Raw genomic sequence first — 21,144 nt, 5'->3', positions numbered from 1 at the left:
TCAATGATCCGCCGTTTTGCATCAATCGATAAGCTTGATTAAGCGATCTGCTTTAAGCGATCTTCTGGCCTGTCTTCGCCCAGTCGGCAAGGAAGGTTTCGAGGCCCTTGTCGGTCAGCGGATGCTTGACGAGTGCCTTGAGCGTTGCCGGCGGTGCGGTAACGACATCTGCGCCGATGAGGGCAGCTTCCTTGACGTGGTTTACGGTGCGAACCGAAGCCGCAAGGATTTCGGTGCGGAAATCGTAATTGTCGAAGATGGTGCGGATTTCAGCGATCAGTTCCATGCCGTTGACGCCCATATCATCGATACGACCGATGAATGGCGAAACAAACGTAGCGCCAGCCTTGGCAGCGAGCAGAGCCTGATTGGCCGAGAAGCAGAGTGTCACGTTGGTCTTGTGACCATCGGACGTCAGTGCCTTACAAGCCTTGAGGCCGTCGAGCGTGAGTGGAAGCTTGATGCAGATATTGTCTGCAATCTTGGCAATCACTGCTGCTTCCTTCATGATCTGCTCGTATTCGGTCGCAGCAACTTCAGCCGAAACCGGACCCTTGACGATGGAGCAGATTTCTTTCGTTACTTCAAGAATATCGCGGCCCGATTTCAGGATCAGCGATGGATTGGTGGTCACGCCATCGACCAGTCCAAGATCGTTGAGTTCGCGGATTTCCTTGACGTCCGCAGTGTCGACGAAAAACTTCATAACAGCGTTCCTCCATAATGAGCGCGGGTGTTGTGGGAAACTAAATCCATTTAATTCCCGGAAGGTGGCTTTTCTTTAGCGCAAAGCCACGCCAAGGTCACGCAATCATGTCGAAAGATTCGCACGATATTTTGGGCCTCTTTGCGGAACCCACTCCGAGTGTGGTGCCGGTGCTTGTACCCATGCCCGCTGAGCGGCCTTATTCATATATGGTGCCGGAGGGAATGCGTGTCCAGCCCGGCTCGATCGTGCGCGTCCCATTGGGGCCGCGTGAGGTTGCGGGAATCGTTTGTGATGGCGCGACCGATGCGGTGGACGCTAAAAAACTTCGCGCAATCTCACAGGTTTTTGATTGTCCGCCCGTGGATAGCGAAATGCTTCGCTTCATGCGCTGGGCTGCGGATTACACACTTTCACCACCCGGAATGGTGGCACGTATGGTGCTGCGTGCGCCTGCAGCCTTTGATCCGGAACCTGCAGTTCCAGGTCTTCGTTACAGTGGCGGCGAGCCGGAACGTATGACCGATGCCCGCGCCCGCGTGATGGAATTGGCACGCGATGGACTCGCATGGACGCGCTCAGGCCTTGCTCATGCAGCAGGTGTTTCGCTGACTGTCGTCGATGGGCTGAAAACGCAGGGCGTGTTTGAAGAGGTGATGTTGCCTCCGCCCGCGGTGGTGGCAACGCCTGATACTGATTATGCGCGAGCAACACTTTCGGAAGACCAGCAGGCTGCTGCCGAAATGCTGGCCGAATCGGTTGAGGCAAATTGTTTTTCGGTTTCGCTTCTCGATGGCGTGACAGGCTCGGGCAAAACGGAAGTCTACTTCGAGGCGGTGGCCAAGGCGCTCGATCAGGGCAAGCAGGTGCTGATTCTTTTGCCCGAAATCGCACTCACGCAGCAGTTTCTCGACCGCTTTCACGATCGTTTTGGCGCAAAGCCCGCCGAATGGCATTCCGATCTTGCACCACGCACCCGCGAACGTGTTTGGCGACAAGTAGCCGAAGGCACAGTGCGTGTCGTGGCCGGTGCACGTTCTGCACTGTTTTTGCCGTTCAAAGAGCTTGGGCTGATCGTGGTCGATGAAGAACATGATCCGGCTTACAAACAGGAAGACCGCGTTTTCTACAATGCGCGCGATATGGCGGTGGTTCGCGGCCATATAGGTAGTTTCCCGGTCATTTTGGCATCAGCTACCCCCTCTATCGAGAGCCAGGTCAATGCCGATCAGGGCCGCTACAAGCGAATCAAGCTTTATGGTCGCTATGCGGAAGCGGCACTGCCGACACTCAAAACCATTGATATGCGGCGCTCTCCGCCGCCGCCGGGACGATTTCTTTCGCCTGCACTTACAGAAGCTGTGGGAAAGACGGTTGAGCGTGGAGAACAGGCGCTGCTGTTTCTCAACAGGCGTGGCTATGCGCCGCTCACGCTTTGTCGTGTCTGTGGTCATCGTTTCCAGTGTCCGCAATGTTCAAGCTGGCTGGTCGAGCATCGTTTTCGTGGGCAGCTCATGTGCCATCAATGCGGTTATCATGAGCCTGTGCCGGAAGCCTGTCCTGAATGCGGTACGCTTGATCATCTGGTGGCCTGTGGTCCGGGTGTCGAGCGTATTGCAGAAGAAGTGGCCGCAACCTTTCCTGAGGCACGAATCATAGTGCTTTCGTCTGATATGGCCGGTGGTGTGAAACGCCTGCGGCTTGAGCTTGATGCCATTGCTAAAGGCGAAGCCGATATAGTCATTGGCACGCAGCTTGTGGCCAAGGGGCACAACTTCCCCAATATGACGCTGGTGGGCGTGGTGGATGCCGATCTCGGGCTTGCGAATGGTGATCCGCGAGCCGCTGAGCGCACATTCCAGTTGCTCAATCAGGTGACAGGTCGTGCGGGACGTACGGGTCGCAAAAGTCTGGGGCTTTTGCAGACCTATCAGCCCGATCATCCGGTGATGCGCGCAATTGTCAGTGGCGATTCGGAAGCATTTTATGCCCGCGAAATCGAAGAGCGGGAGCGCAGTGTTTTGCCGCCATTTGGTCGCCTTGCAGCATTGATTATCTCGGCGGATAATCGACCCGATGCTGAAAATCATGCACGGGCACTGCGCCGTGCAGCGCCTGCGTCGCCTGAGATTTCAGTGCTTGGGCCAGCGGAAGCGCCGCTCGCGCTGGTACGTGGTCGGCATCGGTTCCGTATCCTCGTCCACGGTACAAAACGCGCGGATATTCAAGGGTTTATCCGGGCATTGCTGGCTGCTGCTCCTAAGGAGCGCGGTTCTATAAGAGTGCAGGTGGATATTGATCCGCAGAGCTTCCTGTAAGTTCGGAGCCTATGGAAACGCATCGGGTTTTTCGCTATTACGGCTAAAACCAAGAGGGTAAAATACGATGGAATTCTATCTTCCCGCCACGACCGGCGAATGGCTCGCATGGAGCGCGGCAGTCGTAACTGCCTTTGCCGGCATCGTTATGCTGTTTGCACCGGGTATCACCATGAAACTGATGCGGCTTCAGCCGATCAATGCGCGCCCGGAAGCTTACAGCTCCATTCGTGCGGTGCTGGCTGGTCCTTATCTGGGGATAGGGCTTGGCTGCCTTATTTTTGCACAGCCATTTTTATGGGTTGTTCTTGGTGCTGCGTGGGGATTTGCTCTGTTCGGGCGCTTCATTTCGATGATGTCGGATAAGGGCGCAACTTTCTACAATATCATCGCTGCCGTCATCGAGTTTGCGCTTGCTGCCGGACCTTTGCTTTATGCTTTTGGCTTCGTCAGCTGAAGCCGGATTGCTGCGCTAAAGAGCACCTTGCTGTATTAGTGGGCTTGGTTAGCACTTTTCTAACCTAAAATTGCGGCAAAACTTACACAAAAGTGCGGGATTCGCGTGTTGCGAGTCCGGTTCGTCTATGCTAGACGGCAATCACATTTCGGTGTTGTCGCGCTCGCGCGTCAGGGGTTCCCCGGAAACATTCAATAAAATCATCTGCTTGGGCCTTTTGGTCCTGCTGAACTCCCAAAAAGATGGTTTCAACGTAGAGAGCAGGTTGTTCGTGGCAGAAACGTCTTCGCTCATTTCAGGTGTCGCACAGCGCTACGCCGGATCGTTGTTTGAGCTTGCGCTCGATGCAAAATCCGTTGCTGCTGTGGAAAAAGATCTTGGCCGCTTTGAGGCGCTTCTGAGCGGAAGCGAAGACCTGAAGCGTCTGATTTCCAGCCCGGTCTTCAATGCTGAAGACCAGCTTCACGCCATTGGCGCGATTGCTGACAAAGCTGGCATCAAGGGTCTCGTCGGCAATTTCCTGCGCGTCGTGGCGTCTAACCGTCGCCTTTTTGCGCTGCCGGGCATTATCGCCGCTTTCCGTGAGATTGCAGCCGAACATCGTGGCGAAATTTCCGCCGATGTTATCTCTGCTCATGAGCTGACGAGCGCTCAGCAAAACGAATTGAAGGCAACGCTGAAGAGCGTGGCCGGCAAGGACGTGACGATCAATGTCACCGTCGATCCTTCGATCCTCGGCGGGCTTGTCGTCAAAATGGGTTCGCGTCAGATCGACACGTCCCTTCGCACTAAACTTTCTTCTCTCAAGCTTGCACTGAAAGAGGTCGGCTGATGGACATCCGCGCCGCGGAAATTTCCGCTATCCTGAAAGAGCAAATCAAGAACTTCGGCAAGGAGGCTGAGGTCTCCGAAGTCGGTCAGGTTCTGTCCGTCGGCGACGGTATCGCCCGCGTTTACGGTCTGGACAATGTTCAGGCTGGCGAAATGGTCGAATTCCCTGGTGGTATTCGCGGCATGGCGCTTAACCTCGAAACCGACAATGTCGGTGTGGTTATTTTCGGTGCCGACCGTGACATCAAGGAAGGCGACGTCGTCAAGCGTACCGGCGCGATCGTTGACGTTCCAGTCGGTCCTGGCCTGCTCGGCCGCGTTGTCGATGCTCTCGGCAATCCAATCGACGGTAAAGGCCCAATCGTTGCTACCGAACGTCGCCGCGTCGACGTCAAGGCACCGGGCATCATTCCGCGTAAGTCGGTTCATGAGCCAATGTCGACCGGCCTCAAGGCTGTTGACGCTCTGATCCCTGTTGGTCGTGGTCAGCGCGAGCTGGTCATCGGTGACCGTCAGACCGGCAAGACCGCAATCATTCTCGATACCTTCCTTAACCAGAAGCCAATCCACGACAACGGCCCAGACAAAGAAAAGCTTTATTGCGTCTATGTCGCTATCGGCCAGAAGCGTTCGACTGTAGCTCAGTTCGTTAAGGTTCTCGAAGAACGTGGCGCACTCGAATATTCCGTCGTGATCGCGGCTACCGCTTCCGATCCGGCTCCGATGCAGTATCTTGCACCATTCGCCGGCTGCGCGATCGGCGAATATTTCCGCGATAATGGCCAGCACGCTCTGATCGGCTATGACGATCTTTCCAAGCAGGCTGTTGCTTACCGTCAGATGTCGCTTCTGCTTCGTCGTCCTCCGGGCCGTGAAGCTTACCCAGGCGACGTTTTCTATCTGCACTCGCGTCTTCTCGAACGCGCTGCGAAGCTCAACGACGAAAACGGCGCTGGTTCGCTGACGGCTCTGCCAGTTATCGAAACGCAGGGCAACGACGTTTCCGCGTTCATTCCGACCAACGTGATCTCGATCACCGACGGCCAGATCTTCCTCGAAACCAACCTGTTCTATCAGGGTATCCGTCCGGCTGTTAACGTCGGTCTGTCGGTTTCCCGCGTTGGTTCGTCCGCTCAGATCAAGGCCATGAAGCAGGTTGCTGGTTCGATTAAGGGTGAACTCGCCCAGTATCGTGAAATGGCAGCATTTGCTCAGTTTGGTTCGGATCTTGATGCTTCGACCCAGCGTCTGCTTAACCGCGGTGCACGCCTGACCGAACTTCTCAAGCAGCCACAGTTCTCACCGCTCAAGACGGAAGAGCAGGTTGCCGTGATTTACGCTGGCGTGAATGGCTATCTCGATAAGATCGCCGTCAACCAGGTTGGCAAGTTCGAAGCAGGTCTTCTTTCTTCGCTGCGCACCGAGCACAAGGATGTTCTCGACGCGATCCGCGACGAAAAGGCACTCACCGACAACATCAAAGCAAAGCTCAAGGCAGCGGTCGACGCGTTCGCCAAGTCTTTCGCTTGAATTTTGTGACGGGATGAACGGATGCCTTCACTAAAGGATCTGAGAAACCGTATCGCCTCGGTCAAGGCGACGCAGAAAATCACCAAGGCGATGCAGATGGTCGCTGCGGCGAAGCTGCGCCGTGCTCAGGAAGCTGCGGAGGCCGCACGGCCTTACTCGCAGCGCATGGGCGCCGTTCTCGCTAACATCGCGCAGAACGTGAGCGGTGAAGATGCACCGGCTTTGATGGCTGGTACAGGTAAGGACGACGTGCATCTGCTCGTCGTCGCTACTGCAGAACGTGGCCTTTGCGGCGGTTTCAACTCGCAGATTGCGCGTTATGCGCGTGATCATGCCCGCAAGCTCCTCGCTGAAGGCAAGACGGTCAAGATTCTGACGATCGGCAAAAAAGGTGCAGATATTCTGCGTCGTGAATTTGCTTCGTTGATCATCGACCATGTCAATTTGCGTGAAGTCAAACAGCTCGCTTTTGTGCATGCCGACCAGATCGGCCACAAGCTCATCGAGCTGTTTGAACAGGGCGCATTTGATGTCTGCACGCTGTTCTATTCCGAGTTCAAATCGGTGATTGCACAGATTCCAACTGCACAGCAGCTCATTCCGGCTTCGGCTGGTGGTGCTGAGCAGGCGGATACTGCAGGCGATGCGATTTATGAGTACGAACCTGATCCTGCGGCGATCCTGAGCACGCTGATCCCGCGCAATATTTCGGTCCAGATTTTCCGCGCTCTGCTGGAAAATGTGGCGGGCGAAATGGGCGCGAAGATGAGCGCGATGGACAATGCGACGCGTAACGCCGGTGACATGATCAACAAGTTGTCGATCACGTATAACCGTCAGCGTCAGGCTCAGATCACCAAGGAACTGATCGAAATCATTTCGGGCGCGGAAGCGCTTTAGAGTTAAGGTTCATCGCATGATTTTCCCCGAAAAGTCTGCAACTTTTCGGGATCATGCTAACGGAAGGTAAAGGATCGATGGCAAAAGCAGCGACCCCGAAAACTACCGCCGCGGCCGAAGCGAAGCCAGCAGCGGCGAAAGCTCCAGCCAAAAAGGCTCCGGCGAAGACAGCCGCCGCTAAGTCCGACGCAGCTCCAAAGGCTGCAAAGACTGGCGCAGTAGGCAAGATCACTCAGGTCATCGGCGCTGTTGTCGACGTACAGTTCGAAGACGGTCAGCTTCCGCTGATCCTCAACGCGCTGGAAACCGACAACCTCGGCAGCCGTCTGGTTCTTGAAGTTGCGCAGCATCTGGGCGAAAACACCGTTCGCACGATTGCTATGGACTCGACCGAAGGTCTGGTTCGTGGTCATGAAGTACGCGACACGGGCAACCCGATCATGGTTCCGGTTGGCGAAGAAACGCTCGGCCGCATCATGAACGTTATTGGTGAGCCAGTTGACGAAGCAGGTCCGATCAAGACCACTGCGCGTCGCGCGATCCACCAGGAAGCTCCTGAGTACATCGAACAGTCAACCGAAGCTGAAATCCTCGTAACGGGCATCAAGGTTGTTGACCTTCTTGCTCCTTACGCAAAGGGCGGTAAGATTGGTCTGTTCGGCGGTGCGGGCGTTGGTAAGACCGTTCTCATCATGGAACTGATCAACAACGTTGCCAAGGCGCACGGCGGTTACTCGGTATTCGCAGGCGTTGGTGAACGTACCCGTGAAGGTAACGACCTTTACCACGAAATGATCGAATCGGGCGTTAACAAGCTCGGTGGCGGTGAAGGCTCGAAGGCCGCACTCGTTTACGGTCAGATGAATGAGCCTCCGGGTGCGCGCGCTCGCGTTGCTCTGTCGGGTCTGACGGTTGCTGAAAACTTCCGTGACAAGGGCCAGGACGTTCTGTTCTTCGTGGACAACATCTTCCGCTTCACGCAGGCTGGTTCGGAACTTTCGGCTCTTCTCGGCCGTATTCCATCCGCTGTGGGTTATCAGCCTACGCTGGCAACCGACATGGGCCAGATGCAGGAACGCATCACCACGACGACCAAGGGTTCGATTACTTCGGTTCAGGCAATTTACGTTCCTGCCGACGATTTGACCGATCCTGCACCAGCAACGTCGTTCGCTCACTTGGACGCGACCACGACGCTGAACCGTTCGATCGCTGAAAAGGGTATTTACCCGGCTGTGGATCCTCTGGAATCCACATCGCGTATGCTCGATCCGATGATCGTTGGTGAAGAACACTACGCAGTTGCACGTCAGGTTCAGTCGATCCTTCAGCGTTACAAGTCGCTTCAGGACATCATTGCCATCCTCGGCATGGACGAACTGTCGGAAGAAGATAAGCTGACTGTGGCGCGCGCTCGTAAGATCGAACGCTTCCTGTCGCAGCCATTCTTCGTTGCTGAAGTGTTCACCGGTTCGCCAGGCAAACTGGTTGACCTCGCTGACACCATCAAGGGCTTCAAGGGCCTTTGCGCAGGTGAATACGATCATCTTCCAGAACCAGCCTTCTACATGGTTGGCTCGATTGAAGAAGCGATCGAAAAGGCAAAGAAGCTGGCTGCTGAAGCCGCTTAATGAATTGAGTTTTCGGCGGGTTTTCAAGCCCGCCGAAAATGCCTGTTCATTTGTTTGAGTATGATCTTTTCCGGATGCCGTTTTGCATTCGGGGTCAAGCTCTAGAAATTTAAGTGAGAACCATGGCTCAAGCTTTCCAATTCGAACTCGTGTCGCCAGAACGCCTCCTGCTTTCGGCTGAGGTGACGGAAGTCGTCATTCCGGGCAGTGAAGGCTACCTGACGGCTCTCGCAGGTCATTCGCCGCTGATGACGACGATCATGCCGGGTGTCGTTTCGGTTAAGCTGAGCGACGGCAAGTCTGACGCTTATGTGGTGTTTGGTGGTTTCGCCGATATCACGCCGCAGGGCTGCACCATTTTGGCTGAATCCGCCACGCATGTTGATGACGTGGATCCAGCCGATATTCAGAAGCGTATTGAAATTGCTCGCAAGCATCTTGAAGATGCTTCGACGAACGAACATCGCACAAAAGCAGAGATTTTTCTGCATCAGCTGATGACGCTGCAGGGGACTGTTCTGCCGGCCTGAAAAGGTTAGGCTTCGGCTTCCTATTAAGACAGAATTTGAGAAAGCGGGCTTCGGTCCGCTTTTTTATTATCTTACGTATAGGTGATTGATGGGCCGGTTTATACCATCACGCTTGCGTGAGTTTAGTATGATCGCTTGAAAACCGTGTGCTGGCCATTTATCTCAATAGATAATTGTTAGGTTACTAATATAAGGCTTTCACGATGAGCAGAGCAGATCTGAGTGCAGAGATGATCGACGCGATGGCGAAGGTCAATCGCCGGCTTCGCACGTTGTTTGATGCTCGCGTCAAGGAACGGGGTCTTACACTGGCACGTGCGCGTACTCTGCTGACGCTGATCGAACAGGAAGGGCTTTACCAGAAAGAACTGGCAGAAGTGCTTGAGATCGAAAACGCCACTATGGTTCGTTTGATCGATGGGTTGGAGCGTCAGGCTTTCGTAGAACGGCAGGCGGTAGAAGGCGATCGCCGCGCCAAGCGCATTATGATGACCCAAGAGGGCAAGCAGCTCGCTGAGGAAGTCGTTAAGCTTGCTGGTGATGTTCGTGCCGATCTGCTCGAAGGCATCAGTGATGAAGATCTGAGCACGGCGCTTCATGTTATGCGCAAAATGTCGGATTCCATGAACAAGGCGCTTTAGAGCGCGTTTCGATGTGATTGGATCAAATCGGCGCTCTAAATATTTATTTTAACGCACATCTTTGTCCGAAAACCGTTTCACCCTTTTTGGGATGCGCTCTAAGCTCGATCTGAACTATTCCTACCCGTTCGGGCTGAACGGATCGCGGTTTTGTGAATTACCGCCCAGACTTTGATCGATCCCTGCCATTTTTCGAACATGAGCGACCGCTTAATTTAACTTATTAAAGTTCATGGCGGAGCGTTGGAGATGCGTTACTCGTCGCAAGCTGTATTGGGTCTTTTGGCCGTTCTTTCGATCGCCTCAGTTCAGACGATGGATATGGGGCATGGTACCCGGCATCTGTATGCAAGTGCGGTCAATGACATCAATACAGACGATGGTCTCATTTTCGATACAAGAGCAACGACGGCGGCTGGCGTCAATGCCTTGGCGCATACTCGCAATTCGTTGAGCGCGGTCTGATTTACCAGTGCTCTGCTGGTCTGCTTTAACGCACGTTCGGAAGTTGTTTCGCATTCTTCAGGATGCACATAAACCTTATGGTGCGAGCGTGCGAAGATAGGCCATCAATTCGCTGGCCGTGTCGCTGGCGCGCTCCGGTTCACGGGATACGATGGCCTCTATCAATGTCGCATGAGCATTGGCGGAGCCGGTTATGCCGGTTGATGGCCGCAGTCTGAACCAGAATCTGCGACTATGCGTTTGCAGGGGAGCCGCGAGACGCGCGGCGTAAGGATTGCTTGCTGCTGTGCCAAGCACGATATCGAATGCTTTATCCGCATCCAGAAAAAGGGACACATCTTCTGACGGTATGGCCTGACGCATGGCGTCTGCTGCAGCCTTCAGTCGCTCGTAGTCGCGTGCGCTGCCAAAACGCGCAGCATCGCGCGCCAGCACGCGCTCAACACCTTCGCGCGCATCCAGAACCTTGGTGAAATCCGTGGGATCAATTTGCGCGATTGCAATGCCAGAACGCGGGCGAACCTCTACCAGTCCTTCCCAGGCCAGGCGTTGGATCGCTTCGCGAATGGGGGTTCGGCCCATTCCGGTCAGTTCGATCAGGGAACGTTCGTTGACGATTGCACCCGGTTCCAGTTCAAGCGTCACAATCGAGCGCTCCAGAACGCGATAGGCCTGTTCGGCGAGGCTTTCACTGCCCCAGCTATCAATAAGAGTTGTGCTATTTTTTGCTGTCTTGTCGTGGACGCTCGCATGTTCCATGCAGATCTAAGCCTTATAATGATAGCAATTGACAGGTTTGAACCCTACAGATATATCTCTGATATATCAATGAAGAGCGCTATGCCGTCGCAAAATAACAAGAATACGGGTACTGCGCGATTATCATCGATAGCGAGCTTTTAGCATGGTGTCATTCCAAAAAATGGATCGACAGAATCAGTGCAACTGGCGTGAAAATAGATCAGAGTAGCCAATTGAGACGAATATCAGCAGACCGGTCGGGAGCCGTGCATTTATGAATTCTGATACAAAGGGGCAGCACGACATTGTCATCATTGGTGGCGGGATCGTCGGTGTAGCCACTGCTGCGTTGCTTGCCGAAAAGGGTCGCGATGTTCTTGTGATCGACCGCAGCGGCATTTGCGAGGAAACAAGTTCCGGCAATGCTGCAGCCCTTGCATTTTCCGATATTCTGCCGATGGCTTCAAAGGGCGTGATGCGCAAGGTTCCCGGGTGGTTGATGGACCCGCTCGGGCCTTTCACAATCCGCCCTTCCTATTTCCCCAAAATGATCCCGTGGCTTTACCGCTTCTGGCGCGCAAGTAGTTCGCAGGCGCTCGAAAAGACGACCGTCGCTCAGGGCAACATGATGCGTCTTGCCGAGAGTGAGATGCTCGGCCTGATTGACCGTGCGGGTTTGCGTGACAGGCTGCGTGAAGATGGAAATCTCGAACTTTATGAAAGCGAAGCAGAACTTGCTGCATCGCAACCCGGTTGGGATGCACGCGAAAAGGCGGGCATTGCCTATGAACATGTGCGTGGGAGCCGGTTGAAGGAACTGCAACCAGGTCTCGATCCACGCTTTGTAGCCGGCACTTTCGTTCCCGGCTGGAAGAATGTCAGCGATCCGAAATTGTTCGGTCAGGCCATATGGGCCTATGCCGAAACCAAGGGTGCGCGCTTCCTGCAGGCGAAGGTGGTCAATGCACAAAAGCACAATGGTGGCGCGGTTGTTCGGCTTGACGATGGCACGGAAGTCGACGCCTCGCATCTTGTGCTTATGGCGGGTGCCTGGTCGCGGAACTTAGCTCAGGGATTTGGCGATACCGTTCCGCTTGATACGGAGCGCGGCTATAATACGACGCTTCCGGTTGGCAGTTTCGATGTGATGCGCCAACTGACCTTCCCCGGGCACGGTTTTGTCATCACGCCAATGGCGACCGGTCTGCGCGTGGGCGGAGCGGTGGAATTTGGAGGCCTTCAATTGCCGCCAAATTTTGCGCGCTCAAGCGCTATGCTGAAAAAAGCCTCAATGTTTTTGCCGGGACTGAAGACTGAGGGCGGGCGGCAATGGATGGGCTATCGTCCTTCACTGCCCGATTCCATGCCAGTTATCGGCCGTGCATCTTCAGGGGGCAATATTTACTATGGTTTCGGCCATGGCCATCTCGGCCTCACACAATCAGCAGCGACAGGGCGGATTATCTGTGATCTCATCACAGGTTCTGCACCGGCTGTCGATATCGAACCTTTCAAGCCACAACGTTTTCGGAACTGACCATCATGGCAAGACATTCTTTCTTCTGCGTCGACGGACATACATGCGGTAACCCAGTGCGTCTGGTGGCTGGTGGCGGGCCGAACCTTGAAGGTTCGAACATGATGGAAAAGCGCGCACATTTCTTGCGCGAGTATGACTGGGTCCGCACCGGCCTCATGTTCGAGCCGCGTGGACATGACATGATGTCGGGCTCCATCCTCTATCCGCCGACACGACCGGATTGCGATGTCGCAGTGTTGTTTATTGAAACGTCGGGTTGCTTGCCGATGTGTGGACACGGCACCATCGGCACCGTGACTATGGCGATTGAACAAGGTCTTGTAACGCCCAAGACGCCGGGAAAGCTCAATCTCGATACGCCTGCTGGTCTTGTGTCGATTGAATATGAGCAGAACGGCCAATATGTGGATCGCGTGCGCCTCACCAATGTTCCGGCCTTCCTTTATGCGGAAGGATTGGAAGTGGTGTGCCCTGATTTAGGGATGCTCAAGGTCGATGTTGCCTATGGCGGAAACTTCTATGCAATTGTCGATCCGCAAGAAAATTACAAGGACATGCAAGATTATTCCGCGCTGCAACTCATTGCATGGAGTCCGGTGCTGCGCGAGCGTTTGAACGAGAAATATAATTTCCAGCATCCTGATCTGCCGGACATCAATCGTCTGACGCATATTCTCTGGACGGGAAAGCCGACGCATCCTGAAGCGCATGCGCGCAATGCTGTTTTTTATGGCGACAAAGCGATAGATCGTTCGCCTTGTGGCACGGGCACTTCGGCCCGAATGGCGCAGCTTGCGGCCAAAGGCAAGCTAAAACCAGGCGATGATTTCGTGCATGAATCCATTATTGGGTCGCTGTTTCACGGTCGGGTGGAACGTGCTGTGGAGGTCGCTGGAGGCAAGGGAATCATCCCTTCTATTGCGGGTTGGGCACGCATGACAGGCTACAATACGATCTTCATTGATGATCGCGATCCGTTTGCGCACGGGTTTACTGTTGCGTAAAACGGGTACGGTAGGCAAAAATAGGGGGAAACTCCCTATTTTTTGTCTGTGACGCGTTGGGGAAACTATGGAATAAGCGGCTCTGGGTAGGAGAAAAAAATATATACAGGGCCCTTTTTAGGGGACATAACTAGTTTGTGGAGGAGGGAAGTCATTAGTCTTTTGTCTGAGACAAAAGGGGCTTGCATTCCTTTATACAGCCGTTAGGTGTAATTATCCGGGAAAAAATGAAGTCGCACGAAATAATGATGCGGCAATAAAACCGGGTAGAGTAAAATGGGTGGCTTCTAGATGGAATATTTCTTCCAGCAGGTGATCAACGGGCTCGCGCTCGGGTCGATCTATGGCCTGATCGCCATCGGCTATACGATGGTCTACGGCATTATCGGCATGATCAACTTTGCGCATGGCGATGTCTTTATGCTCGGCGCCTTTATGGCGCTGATTGTTTTTCTAATCATCACAACATTCATAGGAGCTTTGCCAATCGCGCTCATGCTGCTCCTTATGATGGTTGTTGCAATGCTTCTGACGGGGCTTTGGAGCTGGACGATTGAGCGAGCGGCTTACCGGCCTCTGCGTGGATCGTTTCGTTTGGCGCCGCTGATTACAGCAATCGGTATGTCCATTGCATTGTCCAACTTCGTCCAGGTGACGCAGGGGCCGCGCAACAAGCCGGTGCCACAATTGCTCAATGGCTCTTACAGTCTCTTCGGAACCGATGTGACGATCTCGCTTAAGCAGATCGTGGTCATTGTGGTGACGGCGGTGCTGCTGACGATCTTCTGGTATATCGTCAATCGTACGTCCCTAGGTCGTGCGCAGCGTGCCTGTGAGCAGGATCGCAAGATGGCGTCACTGCTCGGTATCAATGTCGACCGCGTGATCTCGCTCACTTTCGTTATGGGTGCGATGCTCGCAGCTGTTGCCGGTACGCTTTATCTCTCCTTCTACGGCGTGATTTCGTTTGCTGACGGGTTTATCCCCGGCGTCAAGGCGTTCACGGCCGCGGTTCTTGGCGGGATTGGCTCGCTGCCGGGTGCTGTTGTTGGCGGTTTGCTGATCGGTCTCATCGAGGCTTTGTGGTCGGCTTATTTCTCGATCGATTACAAGGATGTTGCCGCGTTCTCGATCCTTGCCATCGTACTCATCTTCATGCCGTCCGGCATTCTTGGCCGTCCTGAAGTCGAAAAGGTGTAATCATGGCCGTACAAACAGGTTCACGCCCGGATTCCCTTTTTGCCCGGGCCATTCGTGAAGGGTTCATTGCCGGTCTTGTGGCATTGGGGCTTTTCATTCTGATCGTTGGTTTCAAGACCGACCAGAACATTAACAATGAGCTGGTGCTGCAACAGCGCTGGGGAGCACTTGCGATCCTCGTTGCAATGGCTGCTTTCGGGCGTTTTGGCTTTATAGCCTTCTTGCAGCCCTGGCTTGAGGCACGCAAGTTTGCGAAGGCGAGCCGACCGACGGTCGCTGCCGAAAGCCCGTCTTTCTTTCGCAAGCATTTTTCGCAAATTGGCGTTGTTTTTCTTTTCGTCTACCCGATCCTGATCGTCAGTATGCTTGGCTGGCAGGGTTCGCTTAAATGGGTCGACAATTTCGGCGTTCAGATACTGATCTATGTGATGCTCGCATGGGGTCTTAATATCGTGGTCGGCCTCGCTGGCCTTCTCGATCTGGGGTATGTCGCCTTCTATGCCGTGGGCGCTTATTCCTACGCCATTCTTTCTTCGTATTTTGGCCTGTCCTTCTGGATGCTGTTGCCGATTGCAGGCATTCTGGCGGCAACATGGGGCGTGATCCTCGGTTTTCCGGTCTTACGTCTGCGCGGAGATTATCTCGCTATCGTGACGCTTGCATTCGGTGAAATTATCCGCCTTGTGTTGATAAACTGGACGGACCTCACCAGAGGAACGTTTGGTATTTCAGGTATTGCCAAGGCAACCTTCTTCGGTCTGCCATTCAATGCCAGCAAGGATGGCTTCGCCGCCTATTTCGGTCTCGCCTTCTCTGCTGCTCACTATAAATTCTTCCTCTATTACGTGATCCTCATCCTTGCGCTGATAACGGCTCTGGTCACGATCCGTCTTCGTCGCATGCCGGTCGGCCGTGCATGGGAAGCACTACGTGAAGATGAAATTGCCTGCCGTTCGCTCGGTATCAACACCACCACGACCAAGCTCACCGCCTTTGCGACGGGTGCTATGTTTGGTGGTTTTGCCGGTTCCTTCTTTGCTGCTCGTCAGGGGTTCGTAAGCCCAGAATCCTTCGTCTTCCTTGAATCCGCTGTTATTCTCGCCATCGTCGTTCTGGGTGGTATGGGATCGCTTGTCGGGATTGCCATTGCTGCGATTGCGATGATCGGTGGCACGGAAATCCTGCGCGAGATGGGCTTCCTGAAGGTCATCTTCGGTCCAAACTTCACGCCTGAACTCTACCGCATGCTGATCTTCGGTCTGGCTATGGTGGTGGTCATGGTCTGGAAGCCACGCGGATTTGTCGGAAGCCGGGAACCAAGTGCGTTTCTCAATGAGAAGAAGATGGTGTCGGGTGCCTTTACCAAGGAAGGGCACGGCTGATGGCGGAGACAAAAATTATGGCTGGCAATGGTTCGAAAGAGACCATTCTTACAGTTGAGCATCTGTCGATGCGCTTTGGTGGTCTCATCGCGATCAACGATCTGAGCTTCGATGTGAAGCGCGGGGACATTACTGCGATCATCGGTCCGAACGGTGCGGGCAAGACAACAGTCTTCAACTGCATCACCGGCTTCTACAAGCCGACTGGCGGTATGCTGACGATGCACCGGGCTACAGGTGAAAAATTCCTTCTGGAGCGTCTGCCGGATTTCAAGATCACGCAGGATGCGCGGGTTGCGCGTACGTTCCAGAATATTCGCCTGTTCTCAGGTTTGACTGTTCTCGAAAACCTGCTTGTTGCACAGCACAACACGCTGATGCGCTCGTCGGGCTACACGATCCTTGGTCTTCTCGGCTTTCCAACCTACCGGAAGGCCGCAAAGGATGCGATTCAAAAAGCCCGCGACTGGCTTGAGAAGATCAACCTTATCGACCGTGCGGACGATCCGGCTGGCGATCTGCCTTATGGTGATCAGCGCCGTCTGGAAATTGCGCGTGCCATGTGCACCGAGCCGGAAATTCTCTGCCTTGATGAACCGGCTGCAGGTCTTAATCCGCGTGAATCAGCAGAACTCAACAAGCTTCTGTTAGATATTCGCAAGGAAACAGGCACGTCGATCCTGCTGATCGAACACGACATGTCGGTGGTTATGGAAATTTCCGACCACGTGATCGTGCTCGAATACGGCACGAAGATTTCCGACGGCTCGCCCGAGGAAGTCAGGAACGATCCGCGCGTCATTGCCGCTTATCTCGGCGTGGATGATGACGAGATTGCTGAACTGATTGAAGAAGCGGATAAGCCAGGTATTGCTGATCCGGCTGATTTTATCGCAGCCCAGCTTGCGGAAGAGGCAATCGAGGAAGAAAAAGCCGAGGAGCCCCGGCTTTTTGCTGGCGGACTTGCGGCTGCGCGTGATGGAAAGCCTGATAATCTGACGCTCATCAAGGGCATTGGTGCGATCAACGAGAAGAAGCTTAACGAGCACGGCATCTACCATTTCGATCAGATTGCCGCCTGGGCTGAAGCTGACATCGTTCAGGCCGAAACCTATCTCGAATTTGACGGTCGTATTGCTCGTGAGGATTGGGTGGGGCAGGCAAGCAAGCTTGCGTCGGGTCAGACAACCGCGTTTTCATCGCGTGTTGAAGCTGGCGATGTTCCTACAAGCCATAAAACTTCTCCCGCAAAGGCAGCCCGAGCGCCGAAAGGCACAAAAGCTCCGGCAAAGCCTAAGAAGGGAAGCGAATGATGACGGCTGAAACCATGCAGACAAAACAACCGCTTCTGGCCGTCGAAAAGGTCGAGACCTATTACGGCAATATCCGCGCTCTGAAGGGTATTGACCTGACGGTCAACGAAGGTGAAATCGTAGCGCTTATTGGTGCTAACGGCGCTGGCAAGTCCACGCTGATGATGACCATTTTCGGTTCGCCGCGCGCTCGCACTGGTCGCATTCTCTTTGGAGGCAAGGACATCACGTCGATGCCGCCGCACGAGATCGCGAAGCTCCGTATTGCGCAGTCGCCGGAAGGCCGGCGCATTTTCCCGCGCATGACGGTTCTCGAAAATCTTCAGATGGGCGCTAGCCTCGATAATCAGCAATATTTCGAAGAAGACGTTGCGCTGATGTTCGAGCTGTTTCCGCGTCTGAAGGAACGTATCACACAGCGTGGCGGTACACTTTCGGGTGGCGAGCAACAGATGCTGGCAATTGCACGCGCCCTGATGGCGCGTCCGAAGCTCCTGCTTCTTGATGAACCGTCGCTTGGTCTTGCTCCGCTGATCGTCAAGCAGATCTTTGAGGCAATCAAGGAGCTTAACCGTACACAGGGTTTGACCGTGTTCCTCGTCGAGCAGAACGCGTTTGGTGCGCTGAAGCTCGCTGATCGCGGCTATGTTATGGTCAATGGATCAATCACGATGAGCGGCGCTGGCCGCGAACTGCTGGCTGACCCGGAAGTGCGTGCCGCCTATCTCGAAGGCGGAAGGCATTAAGGAGAAAAATCATGCAGGGAATTCTCTACGAAGAACCGTCATTCTGGCTGTTTTTTCTCATCACCTGTCTTCTGGGCGGTTGGGCCGCCTGGATGACTGGCCGTGCCTGTGCGCAGACCTGGCGAACCTATCCGCAGTTGCTGCTCTATCTCATTCCGTTGGGGGCAGCCGTACGGTTCATCCACTATGCTTTGTTTGAAGGCACGCTGCTTTCACTGCACTATTATCTGGTTGATGTGATTGTGCTGATGATCATCGGCACGGTCGGGTTTCGTTATACCCGCACCAAGCAAATGGTGCGCCAGTATAACTGGCTTTATGAAAAAGCCTCGCCTCTCAGCTGGAAGGCAAAATAATTTAAAGCTTCGCCGTTACGCGGCGGAGCTTTTTTAAAAAGATCACGCTGAAAAACAGGTTCAGCGTAGATATTGCTGGCTAATCAGCAAGATAATAAGGCGATGCAAAAACATCGTTTCGGGGTAACTATAATCGGGAGTTCAAGTAATGAAGAAATCGCTTTTCTCAGGCGTTGCTCTTGCAGCAGTGATGGCTTTCAGTGGCTCGGCTTGGGCAGATGTACTGTTGGGCATCGGCGCACCGCTGACCGGTCCAAATGCTGTTTATGGTGCTCAGATTCAAAAGGGTGCTGAAGCTGCAATCAAGGAAATCAATGATGCCGGCGGCATCAATGGCGAAAAGATCGCGATCTCGCTCGGTGACGACGTTTCCGATCCGAAGCAGGGTATTTCTGTTGCCAACAAGTTCGCTGCTGACGGCGTAAAATACGTCATCGGCCACTTCAACTCCGGTGTTTCGATCCCGGCTTCTGAAGTCTATGCCGAAAACGGTATTCTCGAAATCTCGCCAGCGGCAACCAACCCGGTCTATACAGAACGCGGTCTTTGGAACACGTTCCGTACCTGTGGCCGTGACGATCAGCAGGGCATCGTTGCCGGTCAGTATATCTTCGACAACTTCAAAGATGCCAAGATTGCTGTGATCCACGACAAGACACCTTATGGTCAGGGTCTTGCCGACGAAACCAAGAAGAAGCTCAACGAACTTGGCGCAAAAGAAGCACTTTATGAAGGCGTAAATGTCGGCGAAAAGGACTTCTCCGCTCTTATCGCCAAGATGAAGCAAGCCGGTGTGACGGTTGTTTACTGGGGTGGTCTCCACCCGGAAGCCGGTCTCATCATCCGCCAGCTCGCCGATCAGGGTCTGAAGGCTCAGTTCATCTCGGGTGACGGTATTGTGTCGAACGAACTGGCTTCGATCGCAGGTCCTGCTGTTGAAGGCACGCTGAACACATTTGGTCCAGACCCACGCAACGCCCCGGCAAATGCTGAACTCGTCAAGAAGTTCCGCGATGCGGGCTTTGAACCAGAAGCCTATACGCTTTATTCCTATGCGGCAGTGCAGTCGCTGGCAGGTGCCGCAAAGGCTGCTGGCAGCAATGACCCACAGGAAATTGCCAAGGCTCTGAGAGAAAAAGGTCCATTCCCAACTGTGCTTGGCGATCTTTCTTATGACGAGAAGGGCGACCCGAAGCTCCCAGGTTACGTAATGTATAAGTGGGAAAAGGGTGCTGACGGGAAATATAATTACATTCAGCAGTAAGCATCTGTCTGTATCGTTACGTCTGCCCGAAAAGTGCCCGGCTATATGCCGGGCATTTTTATTTTAAGAAAACAGCATATTCATGACATCATGCGTAAAAAGCATTAAATTTAGATATTAACGAGGGTAGACAATACTGAGTAAAGCCATTTTACCTATTGTAACGACATTGTTTGGCGTAAAGCACGGTCGGCAATTCGTTCCCTGGAGGAGGGCGAGAGCGTCGGGAAATATTGGCTAAGTGGATTTCGTGGTCCATAGCATTAAGCCTGTTTCTCGCACGGATATAAAAATTCTCTTCCAGTGGAATTGGCGGCTCCGGAATTCAGTCCGGAGATCGTGGTTTAATGGGAGTAACTGAAATGAAGAAATCCTTATTCTGTGGTGTGTGCCTTTCCGCTTTGGTTGCGATGGGTGGAGCGTCTTTTGCTGATGTGCAGCTGGGTGTTGGTGCACCATTGACGGGCGGTCAGGCGGCTTATGGCGACCAGATCAAGCGCGGCGTTGAAGCAGCCGTCGCAGAAGCCAATGCCAAGGGCGGCATGAATGGTGAGCAGATTACGATCGTTTATGGCGACGATGCTGCTGATCCGCGTCAGGGGATTTCGGTTGCAAACAAGTTCGTCGGCGATGGCGTTCAGTTCGTAATCGGTCATTTCAATTCGGGCGTCAGCATTCCGACATCGGATATTTATGCAGAAAACGGCGTGCTGATGATTGCGCCGGGCACCACCAACCCGACTTATACTGAACGCGAATTGTGGAACACCTTCCGTACCTGCCGTCGAGATGACCAGCAGGGTATCGTGGCAGGTAAGTACATTGCTGACAATTACAAGGATGGCAAAGTCGCGATCCTGCATGACAAGACGCCTTATGGTCAGGGCCTTGCCGATGAAACGAAGAAGTCTCTCAATGCCAATGGCAAGGAAGAGACACTCTACGAAGGCATCAATCAGGGCGACAAGGATTTCTCGGCGCTGATTTCCAAGATGAAGGCCTCAGGCATCACAGCTGTTTATTGGGGTGGTATGCACCCGGAAGCGGGTCTGATCATCCGTCAGATGGCTGATCAGGGGCTGAAGGCTCAGTTCATTTCTGGTGACGGCATCGTATCGAACGAGCTGGCTTCCATTGCTGGCGACGCTGTTTCGGGCGTTCTGAATACGTTTGGCCCGGACCCACGCGATGACGCAGCCAATGCTGATCTGATCAAGGCATTCCGCGACAAGGGATTTGAGCCAGAAGCTTACACCTTCTATGCTTACGCAGGCGTCCAGTCGCTGGTGGATGCAGCCAATGCTGCCGGAAACAATGATCCGCAGTCGGTTGCCGAAGCCATGAAGAGCAAGGGTCCGTTCAAGACCGTGCTTGGCGATGTATCTTATGACGCTAAGGGCGATCCGAGCCTTTCGCCTTACGTTATGTTCGAATGGCGCAAGGGTGATGACGGCAAGTATAACTACTTCCAGAAGAAGTAAGGCTGCTCGAGGCAGACTCACTGGCCCGATGTGGGGTCTGAACAATGTTCAACGAGCTGAATGTACTATTTCTTCAGTAACATTGTGCAGAATGCCTCATATATTAGC

At 53.9% G+C, this 21,144-nt stretch carries 20 protein-coding genes; 18 read left to right on the top strand and 2 right to left on the bottom strand.

Annotated features, from left to right (window positions below):
• Positions 1 to 52: 52 nt before the first annotated feature.
• Entirely contained in the window at positions 53 to 706 is a 654-nt protein-coding gene (gene fsa, locus C9380_RS10815; protein WP_100558561.1) for a fructose-6-phosphate aldolase, read from the bottom strand.
• Between the two features lie 107 nt (positions 707 to 813).
• Between fsa and C9380_RS10810 the strand changes: the two genes are divergently transcribed.
• The 9 genes from C9380_RS10810 to C9380_RS10770 all read left to right on the top strand — a co-directional run bounded on the left by C9380_RS10810 (position 814) and on the right by C9380_RS10770 (position 10,009).
• Positions 814 to 3,024 carry a primosomal protein N' gene (locus C9380_RS10810; RefSeq protein WP_128093516.1) on the top strand — a complete coding sequence of 737 codons (2,211 nt, stop codon included), beginning with the start codon at positions 814 to 816 and terminating at the stop codon, positions 3,022 to 3,024.
• A gap of 67 nt (positions 3,025 to 3,091) precedes the next feature.
• A complete protein-coding gene (locus C9380_RS10805; protein ID WP_024895801.1) occupies positions 3,092 to 3,481 on the top strand; it encodes an AGROH133_08824 family phage infection protein in 390 nt (129 codons plus the stop codon).
• 271 nt (positions 3,482 to 3,752) lie between these two features.
• Positions 3,753 to 4,313, top strand: a complete 561-nt coding sequence (locus tag C9380_RS10800) for a F0F1 ATP synthase subunit delta (RefSeq protein WP_024895800.1) — start codon at positions 3,753 to 3,755, stop codon at positions 4,311 to 4,313.
• The gene (atpA, locus tag C9380_RS10795) at positions 4,313 to 5,842 is read left to right on the top strand and encodes a F0F1 ATP synthase subunit alpha (protein WP_024895799.1); all 1,530 of its coding nucleotides are present in this window, start codon (positions 4,313 to 4,315) and stop codon (positions 5,840 to 5,842) included. The genes C9380_RS10800 and atpA overlap by 1 nt, the downstream gene beginning before the upstream one ends.
• 21 nt (positions 5,843 to 5,863) lie before the next feature.
• On the top strand, positions 5,864 to 6,742 hold the full coding sequence (locus tag C9380_RS10790; RefSeq protein ID WP_111787223.1) for a F0F1 ATP synthase subunit gamma: 879 nt from the start codon (positions 5,864 to 5,866) through the stop codon (positions 6,740 to 6,742).
• Between the two features lie 77 nt (positions 6,743 to 6,819).
• Entirely contained in the window at positions 6,820 to 8,373 is a 1,554-nt protein-coding gene (gene atpD, locus C9380_RS10785) for a F0F1 ATP synthase subunit beta (protein ID WP_024895797.1), read from the top strand.
• A 122-nt stretch (positions 8,374 to 8,495) separates the two neighbouring features.
• Positions 8,496 to 8,903, top strand: a complete 408-nt coding sequence (locus tag C9380_RS10780; RefSeq protein ID WP_024895796.1) for a F0F1 ATP synthase subunit epsilon — start codon at positions 8,496 to 8,498, stop codon at positions 8,901 to 8,903.
• Between the two features lie 203 nt (positions 8,904 to 9,106).
• Positions 9,107 to 9,544, top strand: a complete 438-nt coding sequence (locus tag C9380_RS10775) for a MarR family winged helix-turn-helix transcriptional regulator (RefSeq protein ID WP_111787222.1) — start codon at positions 9,107 to 9,109, stop codon at positions 9,542 to 9,544.
• Between the two features lie 249 nt (positions 9,545 to 9,793).
• Positions 9,794 to 10,009, top strand: a complete 216-nt coding sequence (locus tag C9380_RS10770; RefSeq protein ID WP_100558564.1) for a hypothetical protein — start codon at positions 9,794 to 9,796, stop codon at positions 10,007 to 10,009.
• 75 nt (positions 10,010 to 10,084) lie between these two features.
• On the opposite strand, the gene C9380_RS10765 is transcribed toward C9380_RS10770, so the two are convergent.
• A complete protein-coding gene (locus tag C9380_RS10765) occupies positions 10,085 to 10,768 on the bottom strand; it encodes a GntR family transcriptional regulator (RefSeq protein WP_111787221.1) in 684 nt (227 codons plus the stop codon).
• A 256-nt stretch (positions 10,769 to 11,024) separates the two neighbouring features.
• On the opposite strand from C9380_RS10765, the gene C9380_RS10760 reads away from it, so the two are divergent.
• The 9 genes from C9380_RS10760 to C9380_RS10720 all read left to right on the top strand — a co-directional run bounded on the left by C9380_RS10760 (position 11,025) and on the right by C9380_RS10720 (position 21,036).
• The gene (locus tag C9380_RS10760) at positions 11,025 to 12,287 is read left to right on the top strand and encodes an NAD(P)/FAD-dependent oxidoreductase (protein WP_024895792.1); all 1,263 of its coding nucleotides are present in this window, start codon (positions 11,025 to 11,027) and stop codon (positions 12,285 to 12,287) included.
• Positions 12,288 to 12,292: 5 nt separating this feature from the next.
• The gene (locus tag C9380_RS10755; protein ID WP_128093515.1) at positions 12,293 to 13,294 is read left to right on the top strand and encodes a 4-hydroxyproline epimerase; all 1,002 of its coding nucleotides are present in this window, start codon (positions 12,293 to 12,295) and stop codon (positions 13,292 to 13,294) included.
• Positions 13,295 to 13,585: 291 nt separating this feature from the next.
• Positions 13,586 to 14,494, top strand: coding sequence for a branched-chain amino acid ABC transporter permease (locus C9380_RS10750; RefSeq protein WP_024895790.1), 909 nt, complete (start codon positions 13,586 to 13,588; stop codon positions 14,492 to 14,494).
• Between the two features lie 2 nt (positions 14,495 to 14,496).
• Positions 14,497 to 15,876, top strand: a complete 1,380-nt coding sequence (livM, locus tag C9380_RS10745) for a high-affinity branched-chain amino acid ABC transporter permease LivM (RefSeq protein WP_100558567.1) — start codon at positions 14,497 to 14,499, stop codon at positions 15,874 to 15,876.
• Positions 15,877 to 15,893: 17 nt separating this feature from the next.
• Entirely contained in the window at positions 15,894 to 17,189 is a 1,296-nt protein-coding gene (locus C9380_RS10740; protein ID WP_100560069.1) for an ATP-binding cassette domain-containing protein, read from the top strand.
• Positions 17,189 to 17,935, top strand: a complete 747-nt coding sequence (locus tag C9380_RS10735; RefSeq protein WP_024895787.1) for an ABC transporter ATP-binding protein — start codon at positions 17,189 to 17,191, stop codon at positions 17,933 to 17,935. Before C9380_RS10740 ends, C9380_RS10735 begins: the two co-directional genes overlap by 1 nt.
• A gap of 11 nt (positions 17,936 to 17,946) precedes the next feature.
• Positions 17,947 to 18,291 carry a DUF6867 family protein gene (locus C9380_RS10730; protein WP_024895786.1) on the top strand — a complete coding sequence of 115 codons (345 nt, stop codon included), beginning with the start codon at positions 17,947 to 17,949 and terminating at the stop codon, positions 18,289 to 18,291.
• Positions 18,292 to 18,439: 148 nt separating this feature from the next.
• A complete protein-coding gene (locus tag C9380_RS10725; RefSeq protein ID WP_100558568.1) occupies positions 18,440 to 19,555 on the top strand; it encodes a branched-chain amino acid ABC transporter substrate-binding protein in 1,116 nt (371 codons plus the stop codon).
• 362 nt (positions 19,556 to 19,917) lie between these two features.
• A complete protein-coding gene (locus C9380_RS10720) occupies positions 19,918 to 21,036 on the top strand; it encodes a branched-chain amino acid ABC transporter substrate-binding protein (protein ID WP_024895784.1) in 1,119 nt (372 codons plus the stop codon).
• Positions 21,037 to 21,144: the final 108 nt, after the last annotated feature.

This window comes from Brucella pituitosa (genome assembly GCF_003049685.1).
Taxonomy (GTDB): Bacteria; Pseudomonadota; Alphaproteobacteria; order Rhizobiales; family Rhizobiaceae; genus Brucella; species Brucella pituitosa.
The sequence above is the reverse complement of the archived record's forward strand: the minus strand, read 5'-3'. Positions and strand labels throughout refer to the sequence as shown.